Source organism: Paraburkholderia sp. RAU6.4a (assembly GCF_050435625.1).
GTDB lineage: Bacteria > Pseudomonadota > Gammaproteobacteria > Burkholderiales > Burkholderiaceae > Paraburkholderia > Paraburkholderia tuberum.
Genome location: NZ_JBNDKQ010000002.1, coordinates 711,476 through 723,508 on the forward strand (window position 1 = coordinate 711,476; position 12,033 = coordinate 723,508).

Sequence of the window (12,033 nt, forward strand, 5' to 3'; positions counted from 1 at the left end):
TGCTCCATCAGCAATTCTTCTATCCGCGCGGGCCTGTCGTCCGCTCCACGTACCGCGCGGCGCTCATCGAGGCCGCTGCGCTGGATGCGGATGCCCGCGAAGGCGTTAACTCAAACGATATTCTGGGCGAAACCCGTCGCCGTTTCCATGTCGACCGCGACGATCCGCGAGACGCCCTGCTCCTGCATCGTCACGCCGATCAGCTGCTGCGCCATCTCCATCGCGATCTTGTTGTGCGAAATGAACAGGAACTGGGTTTTGTCGGACATCGCCCGTACCAGATTCGCGAAACGCTCGGTGTTGGCGTCGTCGAGCGGCGCGTCCACTTCGTCGAGCAGACAGAACGGCGCCGGATTCAGCTGGAACATCGCGAACACGAGCGCGGTCGCGGTCAGCGCTTTCTCGCCGCCCGACAGCAGGTGAATCGTCGAATTCTTCTTGCCCGGCGGTTGCGCCATCACCTGCACGCCGGCGTCGAGAATTTCGTCGCCGGTCATGATCAGCTTCGCCTGGCCGCCGCCAAAGAGACGCGGGAACAGCTCGCCGAAATGACGGTTCACTTCGTCGAACGTACTTTGCAGCAGCGTGCGCGTTTCGGCGTCGATCTTGCGGATTGCGTCTTCGAGCGTTTCGATCGCGCTCGTCAGGTCGGCCGACTGCGAATCGAGGAAGCTTTTGCGCTCGGTCGCGGCCTTCAGCTCGTCGAGCGCGGCCATGTTGACCGGCCCGAGCGCGGTGATCGCGTTGTTGATGCGCGTGACTTCGCCCTGCAGGTACGACGGCTTCATGTCCGCCGTCAGCTTGGCTTGCAGTTCGGCTTCATCGACACCGGCCGCGGCCAGCTGCTCGACGAACTGCTCGCCGCTGATGCGCGCGGCCTGCTCCTTCAACTGCAATTCATTGATGCGGTCGCGCAGCGGCTGCAGGGCGCGCTCGGCGGTGAGGCGCGTTTCGTCGGCCGAGCGCAGCTTCGCGGTCAGGTCGTCGAGCTCGACGCGCGCGGCGCGCAGCGCCTCTTCTTTCACGGCGCGGATGTCGAGCGCGTCCTGCAGCCCGGTGTGCGCGGTCTGCTCGTTGATCGTTTCCAGTTCGGCGCGCGCGTCTTCGAGCGCGCCCGCGACGCGCTCACTCTGCTCGTGCGCGACCTGGATGCTGCGCTTCAATTCGTCGATGCGGTTCGCCATGTTGCGCGCGGCGAAGCGCGCGTCGGTAGCGGCGCGGTCGAGCTCGCGTGCTTCGCCGCGGGCGGTCGTCAGTTCTTCGTCGAGTGCTTCGAACGCGAGCTGGTGGTCTTCGAAGCGCGCCTGCAGTTCGGCGAGCTCGCCGTCGTGACGCTCGAAGTTCGCTTCCGACTCGGCGCGCAGCGCCCGCTGCTCGTGGATCTGCGCGGCGATTTCTTCGAGTTCCTCGCGAATCTGCGTGCTGCGCTGCGTGTAGCGTTCGTGTGCCTGGGTGAGCCTCAGCACGTCCATCTGCAACGCGTGCACCCGCTGCGTCGCGCGTTCGGCCTGCTGGCGCAGCTCGGCGAGCGCCTGCGCGGCTTGCGTGTGCGCGGCTTCGGCGCGGATCGCGGCGGCCTTCGCCTCGTCGGCGAGCAATGCCTGTGCGCGCACCTGGCGGCCGAGGTTTTCGATTTCCTGCTGACGCGCGAGCATGCCGGCCTGTTCGGAATCGGCCGCATACAGCTGTACGCCGACGCGCGTGACCACATGCCCCGCCTTGACGACGAACGCGCCGCCCTCGGGCAGCTGCGCGCGCATCGAAAGCGCCTGCTGCAGATCGTCGGCGACGAACGCGAGGCCGAGCCAGTCGGTCAGCACCGCGCGAATGCCCGCGTCCTCGATGCGCACGAGCGACAGCAGCGAGCGCAGCGCGCCCGCCGCCGCGGCAGGCTGACCAGCCGCGGGCGGCGCGTAGAACGCGAGCTTGGCCGGTGGCGCGTCGGTTGCGAACGCCTTGACCCAGTCGAGATTCGACACTTCGAGCGCGGCGAGGCGCTCGCGCAGCACCGCTTCGAGCGCGGTTTCCCAACCGGCCTCGACATGCAGTTTCTTCCACAGACGCGGCAGGCTGCCCAGCTCGTGCTTGTCGAGCCACGGCTGGATCTTGCCTTCGGTCTGCACGTTTTCCTGCAACTGCCTGAGCGCGGCGAGGCGCGCGTCGAGCTGATGGATCTGCGCGCTTTCGGCCTGCACGCGCTCCTGCGCGGCGCGGCGTTCACCGTCAAGCCGCGGCAGTGTTTCCTGCGCGTCGGCGAGGCGGCTCTGCGCGTCGTGAAGGATTTCCTCGTGCTCGGCGAGCTGCATGCGCAATTCTTCGAGCTGCGCCTCGTCGGGCGCGTCGAGGCCACCCTCTTCCGATTTCAGCCGCTCATGGCGCTGCTGCAGCTGCTGCAACTGCTGATCGGCATTGCGCTGATGCGCGGCTTCGAGCTTCAGCGCCTGCTCGGTCTGCGCGATGCCGCCGCGCTCGGTGTTCAGCTCCGCCTGAGCGTCGCGCCAGCGCGCTTCGAGGGCGGGTAGCGCATCGTGCTTCGCGGCGGCGTCCTCTTCGGCGAGCACGGCTTTTTCTTCAGCGACGGCCAGTTGCTCTTCAGCGTCGGCGATATCGTCCTGCGCCTTGTCGGCCTGCGATTGCCACTGCTCGCGCTGCGCGGTCAGCGCGGCGATCTGCGCCTGCACGCGGTTGCGCGATTCGACGATGAAGCGGATCTCGGCTTCCAGCCGGCTCACTTCCGCGTTCGCCTCGTACAGCGCGCCCTGCGCGCCTTGCATCGCGTCGCTCGCCGAATAGTGCGCGACGCGCAGCGTTTCGAGTTCCGCCTCGACTTCGCGCAGCTTCGCGGTTTGCGACTCGAGGTCGATCTGCGCCTGCTCGATCGCGCGTTGCTGGCGCTGCTGCTCGCCGGCCGCCTCGTTCTTGCGCAGCAACCACAGCAGACGCTGCTTTTCCTCGCCGTCGCTTTGCAGCTCGCGATAACGGGTCGCGACGACCGCCTGCCCCTCGAGCTTCTCGAGATTCGTGCCGAGCTCGCGGACGATGTCCTCGACGCGCGTCAGGTTCTCGCGCGTGTCGTGCAGACGGTTCTCGGTCTCGCGGCGGCGCTCCTTGTACTTCGACACGCCGGCGGCTTCTTCGAGGAACACGCGCAGCTCTTCGGGCTTCGCCTCGATCAGCCGCGCGATCATGCCCTGCCCGATGATCGCGTACGCACGCGGCCCGAGGCCGGTGCCGAGGAAGATGTCCTGGATGTCGCGGCGCCGCGCCGGCAGATTGTTGATGTAGTAGCTCGACGTGCCGTCGCGCGTCAGCACGCGCTTCACGGCGATCTCCGCATACTGGCCCCACTGGCCGGCGGCGCGGCCGTCCGCGTTGTCGAACACGAGTTCAACGCTCGCGCGGCTGCCGGGCTTGCGGGCGGTCGAGCCGTTGAAGATCACGTCCTGCATCGACTCGCCGCGCAATTCGGAGGCGCGCGATTCGCCGAGCACCCAGCGCACGGCGTCGATGATGTTGGATTTGCCGCACCCGTTCGGACCGACCACGCCAACCAACTGGCCTGGGACCTGGAAATGCGTGGGATCGACGAAGGATTTGAAACCAGCGAGTTTGATCGAGGTGAGCCGCACGGCGATTTCGCTGTTTGAAAAGAGAGAGTGATAGGTGGCTCGCGAGGTTGCGCCAGTCGTTCACCGCCGCAGCGGGACGGCCCCGCGCAACCTCGCGAGCCTTCGCAATTTGGTTGCCGGCTGCATGCGCTCATGCATATCTGAGGCACACGCAGGTACGCTTGCGCCGGCTAATGAGGGGGAATCATACCATCGCGCGTGGACGATTCTTACCGCCCTTTCGGCGGTCGTCACTGTCGCCGTCAGGGCCGTGTTCGTCACCGCGTTGGTCGCCGCGTTTGCTACCGCATTGACCACCGCGTCCATCGTCGCCGCCGGGCCCCTCCGTGTCCCCGATGGCGGGATCGGGCGGCGCCAATTTCGTCCGATGCACCCAGCTCGACAAGGCCGACGCGAGCACGATGCACGCGCCGCCGGCCCATTCGCGCGGGCCCGGTACTTCGCCGGCGAACAGCCACGCCGACAGCGCCGTCACGACGAGTTCGAACAGCATGATGATCGACGCGCGATTGGCCCGCACGCGCGAGAGCCCGTATTGCACGAGCATGTTGTTCGACGCGAGCAGCAGACCGAGACCGAGCACCAGCAGCGCCGCCGTGCCCAGCTGCGCGCCGACGGGCGGCGCGGGCATCGGCTCGAACAGCGACGCGAGCGCGCCGAACAGCGCCGCGCCGCCGAAGATCACCGCGGTGCGCATTTCGGGCTTCATGTCCGGCAGCACGCGGCTCGTCTTCAGGATCAGCACGTTGCTCATCGCGAAGCCCATGCCGCCGGCGAGCCCGGCCCATTCGGCGGGATTGCCGGGTACCGGAATGCCGAGACGCGGCGACCATAGCATCGTCATCGCGCCCGCGAGCGACAGCGCGGCCAGCGCCGCGCCCGACCACGTGAGCCGCTCGTGCAGGATGAAATGCGCGAACAGCGCGGTCCACGCGGGCGTCAGATAAAACAGCAGCAGCACGCGCATCACCTGACCGTGGATCGCGCCCCACACGAAGCCGAGATTCGTGACGCCCGCGGCGAGCGCGAGCGCCGGCAGCAGCCAGTGCCACCGCACGGTCTTCAGCGCGCCATTCCGCACGAGCAGCACGAACAGGCAGCCGGTGCCGCTCGTGAGCGCGCTCGCGGCGGTGCCGGTCACCCCGAGCGCGGCCAGCATCCGCAGCGGATACCAGACCATCCCCCAGACCGACGCGCCCAGCATGATCGCGAGCGTCGGCCAGCCGTTGCGAAGCCAGTTGGTCATGGGGCGGGACTCCGACGGACGTCGTGGGGGGGTCGTATGAGGGTCCAGCCGGCCGTCTCCTGAACTGCTGCGTACATTGCTGCTCCTGCGTATTCTTTTACGCGAACCGTGGCGGATTTCGCGCCGTTCCCGCCGCGGCGCCCCGGTGTGCCGCCTCGCGGATTGCTCCCGCGCCGCGCGCCCGGCTCCCGCCTGGTCCGCGGGCGCGCCACGCTATAATCGTCCGTTCGCCGCCGCCCGCCGGCGCGCGTGCCCGGTTGTCCCGCCATTCGTCCGCGTCCATCCCGATCAGGCCATTTCGTCCGTGAATCCGCTACTCGACTCCCTTCAGCCCTATCCGTTCGAAAAGCTGCGCCTGCTTTTCAAGGACGTCACGCCGCCGGCCGGCCTTGCGCACATCAGCTTCGGCATCGGCGAGCCGAAACATCCAACCCCGCCGCTGATCCGCGACGCCGTCATCGATTCGCTCGGCGGCCTCGCCGCGTACCCGGCCACGCTCGGCTCGGCGCCGCTGCGCGAGTCGATCGCGAAATGGGTCGCGCAACGCTACGACCTGCCGCCGCTCGATCCGCTGACCGAGGTGCTGCCGGTGGCGGGCTCGCGCGAGGCGCTGTTCGCGCTCGCGCAGACGGTGCTCAATCCGCGCCGCGATGCTGACGGCGAGCCTGCGATCGTACTCTGTCCGAATCCGTTCTACCAAATCTACGAAGGCGCGGCGCTGCTCGGCGGCGCGCAGCCGTACTTCGTCAACAGCGACCCGGCGCGCAACTTCGCGTGCGACTACTCGGCGGTGCCCGCCGACGTGTGGGCCCGCACGCAACTGCTGTACGTCTGCTCGCCGGGCAACCCGACCGGCGCCGTGCTCACGCTCGACGACTGGCGCGAGCTGTTCGCGCTGTCGGACCGCTACGGCTTCGTGATCGCGTCGGACGAGTGCTACTCGGAAATCTATTTCGACGAGTCGAAGCCGCCGCTCGGCGGACTGGAAGCCGCGCACAAGCTCGGACGCGGCTTCGAGCGCCTCGTGATGCTGTCGAGTCTGTCGAAGCGCTCGAACGTGCCGGGCATGCGCTCGGGCTTCGTCGCCGGCGACGCCGCGATTCTCAAGGCGTTCCTGCTGTACCGCACGTACCACGGCACGGCGCTGTCGACCGTGTTCCAGAGCGCGAGCGTGGTCGCATGGAGCGACGAGACACACGTGCGCGAGAACCGCGCGAAGTACCTGCAGAAGTTCACGACCGTCACGCCGATGCTCGCCGACGTGCTCGACGTGCGCCTGCCCGACGCCGCGTTCTACCTGTGGGCCAACGTCGAGCGCACCGGCCTCACGGACACCGAGTTCGCCCAGCGCCTCTACGCCGACTATAATGTGACGGTTCTGCCGGGCTCGTTCCTCGCGCGCACCGCGCACGGCGTGAACCCCGGCCGCAATTTCGTGCGCCTCGCGCTCGTCGCCGACGTCGACGAATGCACGGCGGGCGCGCAGCGGATCGTCGAATTCTGCCGCTCGCTCAGTGTCAACTGAGTGCAGCCTGAGCCTCGCTCGAGCTACACGGCATCCCCTTCTTCAGACTTCAACCCTTCAGATAATCACGCATATGTCGCAACAACTTCAGAGCATCATCGATACCGCCTGGGACAACCGCGCCGAACTGTCGCCGAAAGCCGCGCCGGCAGAAGTGCGCGAAGCCGTCGCCCATGCGATCGAGCAACTCGATAAGGGCGCGCTGCGCGTCGCCGAAAAGAAGGACGGCGACTGGGTCGTCAACCAGTGGCTGAAGAAGGCCGTGCTGCTATCGTTCCGTCTGGAAGACAACGCGCCGATGCCGGCCGGCGGCTACAGCCAGTTCTACGACAAGGTGCCGTCGAAGTTCGCGAACTACACCGCTGAAGACTTCGCCGCCGGCGGCTTCCGCGTGGTGCCGCCCGCGATCGCGCGCCGCGGCTCGTTCATCGCGAAGAACGTCGTGCTGATGCCGTCGTACACCAACATCGGCGCGTACGTCGACGAAGGCACGATGGTCGACACGTGGGCCACCGTCGGCTCGTGCGCGCAGATCGGCAAGAACGTGCACCTGTCGGGCGGCGTCGGCATCGGCGGCGTGCTGGAGCCGCTGCAGGCCAACCCGGTCATCATCGAAGACAACTGCTTCATCGGCGCGCGCTCGGAAGTCGTCGAAGGCGTGATCGTCGAGGAAAACTCGGTGATCTCGATGGGCGTGTACCTCGGCCAGAGCACCAAAATTTACGACCGCGAAACCGGCGCAGTCACGTACGGCCGCATTCCGGCGGGATCGGTCGTGGTAGCGGGCAACCTGCCGTCGAAGGACGGCACGCACAGCCTGTACTGCGCGGTCATCGTCAAGAAGGTCGACGCGAAGACGCGCGCGAAGGTCGGCCTGAACGAGTTGCTGCGAGGCGATTGATGGCGCGCGGCACCAAAACCGTCGTCTACGGCATTCCGAACTGCGACACCGTGAAGAAGGCCCGTGTGTGGCTCGAAGAGCACGGCGTCGAGTTCGAGTTCCACGACTTCAAGAAGGCCGGCGTGACCGAGCCGCTCGTGCAGGACTGGCTCAAGGACGTCAAGCTCGAGGCGCTGCTGAACCGCCGCGGCACGACGTGGCGCGCTCTGTCCGACGACATGAAGGCGGCCGCGGAAACGCAGCCGGGCGCGATCGCGCTGATGATCCACAAGCCGTCGGTGATCAAGCGGCCGGTGCTGGTCGTGAACGGGCGGGTGAAGTCGCTCGGCTTTTCGGCTGACGAGTACGCGGCGCTGTTTGTCTGAGCGCGGCGCTGAAGCGCCAGGCTCGAGCACGAGGTAGTCGAACGCGCTGCCTCGCGCCGCGTCGTTCAAAGGCTGTTGCCGGCTGCGGTGCCTCACCGCGAGCCGGCATTTTTTCATTTCAAAAGTGGCTTGTACTGAATCCATGTCCGGCACCCTCGCCCTTACCGAACAACTGATCGCGCGCGCGTCCGTCACGCCCGACGATCAGCATTGCCAGCGTCTCCTGATCGAGCGCCTCGCCGCGCTCGGCTTCGAGCACGAGACGATCGAATCCAACGGCGTGACCAACCTGTGGGCCGTCAAACGCGGCGTCGACGGCACGCAAGGCAAGCTGCTCGCGTTCGCCGGCCACACCGACGTGGTACCGACCGGCCCGCTCGAACAGTGGCGCTCGGCGCCGTTCGAGCCGACCCAGCGCGACGGCAAGCTGTACGGCCGCGGCGCGGCGGACATGAAGGCGTCGATCGCCGGCTTCGTCGTCGCGAGCGAGGAGTTCGTCGCCGCGCACCCCGCGCACCGCGGCTCGATCGCGTTCCTGATCACGAGCGACGAGGAAGGCCCCGCCACCGACGGCACCGTCAAGGTCGTCGAAGCATTGCAGCAGCGCGGTGAGCGCATGGACTACTGCATCGTCGGCGAGCCGACCTCGAGCGAGCGTTTCGGCGACATGGTCAAGAACGGCCGGCGCGGCTCGATGTCGGGCAAGCTGATCGTCAAGGGCGTGCAGGGCCATATCGCCTACCCGCATCTGGCGAAGAATCCGGTGCACCTGCTGGCGCCAGCGCTCGCCGAACTCGTCGCCGAGCGCTGGGACGAAGGCAACGAATATTTCCCGCCGACCACCTGGCAGGTGTCGAACCTCCACAGCGGCGCCGGCGCGACCAACGTGATCCCCGGCCACGCGGACGTGATGTTCAACTTCCGCTTCTCGACCGCGAGCACCGTCGAAGGACTGCAAAAGCGCGTGCATGCGATTCTCGACAAACACGGCCTCGAATACGAACTGCAATGGACCGTGAGCGGCCTGCCATTTCTCACCCCGAGCGGCGAGCTGTCGAGCGCGCTCGCGCAGGCGATCAAGGACGAAACCGGCGTGGACACCGAACTGTCGACCACCGGCGGCACGTCGGACGGCCGCTTCATCGCGCGCATCTGCAAGCAGGTGATCGAGTTCGGTCCGCTGAACGCGAGCATCCACAAGATCGACGAACATATCGAAGTCGCCCATATCGAGCCGCTGAAGAACGTGTATCGCCGCGTGCTCGAACAACTGATCGCGTAACCTGGAACTTTGCGATGACGCTTCCTTTTTGCACCGTCCGCGACCTGCTGCGTTATGCAGTGTCGCGTTTTAGCGAGGCCAAACTGTCGTTCGGCCACGGCTCGGCCAATGCCTACGACGAAGCCGCCTATCTGATCCTGCACACGCTGCATTTGCCGCTCGACCTGCTCGAACCGTTTCTCGACGCGCGCCTGACCACGGCCGAAATCGAGGCGGTGCTGAAAGTGATCGAGCGACGCGCAGCCGAACGCGTGCCGGCCGCGTACATCACGCAGGAAGCGTGGATGCACGGCTATCGCTTTTACGTCGACGAGCGCGTGATCGTGCCGCGCTCGTTCATCGGCGAGCTGCTGCAGGACGGCCTGCAGCCGTACGTCGAGGACCCCGAGCAGGTCGGCGCGGTGCTCGAACTGTGCACCGGCTCCGGGTGCCTCGCGATCCTCGCCGCGCACGCGTTCCCGAACGCCGACGTCGACGCGGTCGATCTGTCCGCGCCCGCGCTCGAAGTCGCGACGCGCAATGTGCTGGACTACCACCTCGACGAGCGCATCGCGCTGTTCGAAGGCGATCTGTATGCGCCGCTCGCCGAGCGCCGCTACGATGTGATCATCAGCAATCCGCCGTACGTGAACGCCACGTCGATGCAGGAGCTGCCGGCCGAATACAAGCACGAGCCGGAGATGGCGCTCGCCGGTGGCGCCGACGGCATGGACATCGTGCGACGGATCATTGCCGACGCGCGCAACTGGCTGACCGAAGACGGCGTGCTCGTCATCGAGATCGGCAACGAACGCGAGCACGTCGAGGCCGCGTTCGGCGGTCTCGACCTCGTGTGGCTGTCGACCAGCGCCGGCGACGACAACGTGTTTCTGATCCAGGCCAGCGACTTGCCGGTCTGAGTCCGGCATGCTGAGCGTTTGATCGTCGTTTCAAGCGCGTTTCTCAGGCAGGGGCACGAGCAATCGCCGCGACAGCGCGTGGCCTTGCCCGCAACCGCAGCCTGAGCCCGTTGCCCGACGCGTTCGCCGCAGACCACGGAGCGAGCCCGTGCCCGCCTCCGTTTCCTGAACCACGGCGCTTCGCCAACTGTTCGCGAGCTTATGTCATTCGACCTGCTTCACGTCGGCACGCTGGTTGCTGTTGCCCACATTCTCGGCATCATCGCAGCCGCTCACGCGATTCTCCATACCCGCACCTCGCAAGGGGCGATCGCGTGGGCCGTGTCGCTGGTCGCGATGCCTTATCTGACGCTCATACCCTACCTGTTCCTTGGCCGCAGCAAGTTCGCCGGCTACGCGGACGCGCGCCGCGTCGAGAACGAGCTGCTGCGCACGCGCGCGCATCCGCTGGAGTGGGACACGCAGGCGTCGTCGGCCGGGGTGCCGACGCAGCAGCTCGGCTCGCGGCTCGTGCAGTCGCTGACGCGCCTCGGCGGCATGCCGTTCCTGCCCGGCAATACCGTGCGCACGCTGGTCAACGGCACGGCGACTTTCGAGGCGATCTTCGAGGCGATCGAGAACGCGCGCCGCTATGTGATCGTGCAATTCTTCATCGTGCGCGACGACGCGCTCGGCGACATGCTGAAGGACGCGCTGATCGCCAAAGCCAAACAGGGCGTGCGGGTCTACTTCCTGTATGACAGTATCGGCAGCTTCGATCTGCCGCACCGCTACGTCGCGGCGCTGCGCGCCGCCGGCATCGAGATGCAGCCGTTCGCCACGAACCGCCTCTTCGTCAACCGTCTGCAACTGAATTTCCGCAATCACCGCAAGATCGTGGCGGTCGACGGCGAGCGCGCGTTTGTCGGCGGTCATAACGTCGGGGTCGAATATCTGGGCGCGAAGCCGCCGCTGTCGCCGTGGCGCGATACGCACATCGAAGTGCGTGGTCCGGCGGTCGCAAGCATCCAGTTCGTCTTCATCGAGGACTGGTACTGGGCCACGCAGCAGTTGCCCAAGTTCGACGCGCCGGCCGCGGATTCCGTGCCCCCATCCTTCGACCAGCCCGGCGACCACGGCGCCAACGAGCGCGCCGCGAACAACATGCACTGCCTCGTGCTGCCGAGCGGCCCGGCCGACAAGCAGGAGACCTGCTCGCTGTTTTTCGTCGAAGCAATCAACGCGGCACGTGAACGCATCTGGATCACGACGCCCTACCTCGTCCCCGACGAAGCCGTATTCGCTGCGTTGCGCCTCGCTGCGCTGCGCGGCGTCGACGTGCGCATCCTGATTCCGAGCCGGCGCGATCACCTCGTGGTGTTCGCGGCGTCGAAGCTCTATGCGTACGACTCGCTGCGCGCGGGCATTCGCATCTTCCGCTATCAGCCGGGCTTCCTGCATCAGAAGGTCGTGCTGATCGACAGCAGCGCGGCCGCGATCGGCAGCGCCAATCTCGACAACCGTTCGTTTCGCCTGAACTTCGAGATCATGGTGCTGACCGTCGACCGCGGCTTCGCGCTCGAAGTCGAGACGATGCTGCTCGACGACTTTGCCGAGTCGCGCGAAATCGACCGCGACGAGTACCGCAAGTCGAACGCGCTGCGACGCATGCTGATGCACGTCGCGCGGCTCTTTTCGCCGATCCTGTAGGCGTGCCCGCTTACAGCAGCGCTTCGATATCCCCGGTGATCGCCTCGGGCTTGGTCAGCGGCGCATAGCGCTTGACGACGTTGCCGTCGCGGCCGATCAGAAACTTCGTGAAATTCCACTTGATCGCCTCGAGACCGAGCAGTCCCGGCGCCTCGATCGTCAGATAGCGGAACAGCGGGTGCGCGTTCGGGCCGTTCACGTCGATCTTGTCGAACATCGGAAACGTCACGCCGTAGTTCTTCTCGCAGAAGCTGCCGATCTGCGCGGCGTCGCCCGGCTCCTGCTTGCCGAACTGGTTGCACGGAAAACCGAGCACCGCGAGCCCGCGCGCCGCGTACGCGTCATACAGTTTCTGCAAGCCCGCGTATTGCGGCGTGAACCCGCATTCGCTCGCGGTATTGACGATCAGCATCACCTTGCCTTCGTACTGCGCGAGACTCGCTTCCTCGCCGCCGAGCGTGCGTGCCGAAAACGAAAAGATCGATGTCATGTGCCCT

The 12,033-nt window shown here is 66.5% G+C and carries 9 protein-coding genes; 6 read left to right on the forward strand and 3 right to left on the reverse strand.

The window, feature by feature from the left end:
- Window positions 1-110: 110 nt before the first annotated feature.
- A complete protein-coding gene (gene smc, locus OKW40_RS07970; RefSeq protein ID WP_429489106.1) occupies window positions 111-3,629 on the reverse strand; it encodes a chromosome segregation protein SMC in 3,519 nt (1,172 codons plus the stop codon).
- A gap of 184 nt (window positions 3,630-3,813) precedes the next feature.
- A complete protein-coding gene (locus tag OKW40_RS07975) occupies window positions 3,814-4,875 on the reverse strand; it encodes a DMT family transporter (protein WP_187610468.1) in 1,062 nt (353 codons plus the stop codon).
- 304 nt (window positions 4,876-5,179) lie between these two features.
- Here OKW40_RS07975 and dapC point away from each other — a divergent pair, with 304 nt between their 5' ends.
- The 6 genes from dapC (at window position 5,180) to cls (ending at window position 11,536) form a co-directional block, all read left to right on the forward strand.
- Window positions 5,180-6,400, forward strand: coding sequence for a succinyldiaminopimelate transaminase (gene dapC, locus OKW40_RS07980; RefSeq protein WP_429405560.1), 1,221 nt, complete (start codon window positions 5,180-5,182; stop codon window positions 6,398-6,400).
- Window positions 6,401-6,473: 73 nt separating this feature from the next.
- Complete coding sequence (gene dapD / locus OKW40_RS07985) at window positions 6,474-7,301, forward strand: 2,3,4,5-tetrahydropyridine-2,6-dicarboxylate N-succinyltransferase (RefSeq protein WP_090800603.1); 828 nt, start codon at window positions 6,474-6,476, stop codon at window positions 7,299-7,301.
- Complete coding sequence (locus OKW40_RS07990; protein ID WP_090800605.1) at window positions 7,301-7,666, forward strand: ArsC family reductase; 366 nt, start codon at window positions 7,301-7,303, stop codon at window positions 7,664-7,666. Before dapD ends, OKW40_RS07990 begins: the two co-directional genes overlap by 1 nt.
- Before the next feature lie 142 nt (window positions 7,667-7,808).
- Window positions 7,809-8,948 (forward strand): succinyl-diaminopimelate desuccinylase, encoded by a 1,140-nt coding sequence (gene dapE / locus OKW40_RS07995; RefSeq protein ID WP_429489108.1) that lies wholly within the window; start codon window positions 7,809-7,811, stop codon window positions 8,946-8,948.
- Between the two features lie 14 nt (window positions 8,949-8,962).
- Window positions 8,963-9,847, forward strand: coding sequence for a 50S ribosomal protein L3 N(5)-glutamine methyltransferase (prmB, locus tag OKW40_RS08000; RefSeq protein ID WP_090800608.1), 885 nt, complete (start codon window positions 8,963-8,965; stop codon window positions 9,845-9,847).
- A 201-nt stretch (window positions 9,848-10,048) separates the two neighbouring features.
- Window positions 10,049-11,536: a cardiolipin synthase gene (gene cls / locus OKW40_RS08005; protein WP_429489110.1), complete on the forward strand. Its 1,488-nt coding sequence runs from the start codon at window positions 10,049-10,051 to the stop codon at window positions 11,534-11,536.
- 10 nt (window positions 11,537-11,546) lie between these two features.
- Here cls and OKW40_RS08010 read toward each other — a convergent pair whose 3' ends face one another.
- On the reverse strand, window positions 11,547-12,026 hold the full coding sequence (locus tag OKW40_RS08010; protein ID WP_090800611.1) for a glutathione peroxidase: 480 nt from the start codon (window positions 12,024-12,026) through the stop codon (window positions 11,547-11,549).
- Between the last annotated feature and the right edge of the window lie 7 nt (window positions 12,027-12,033).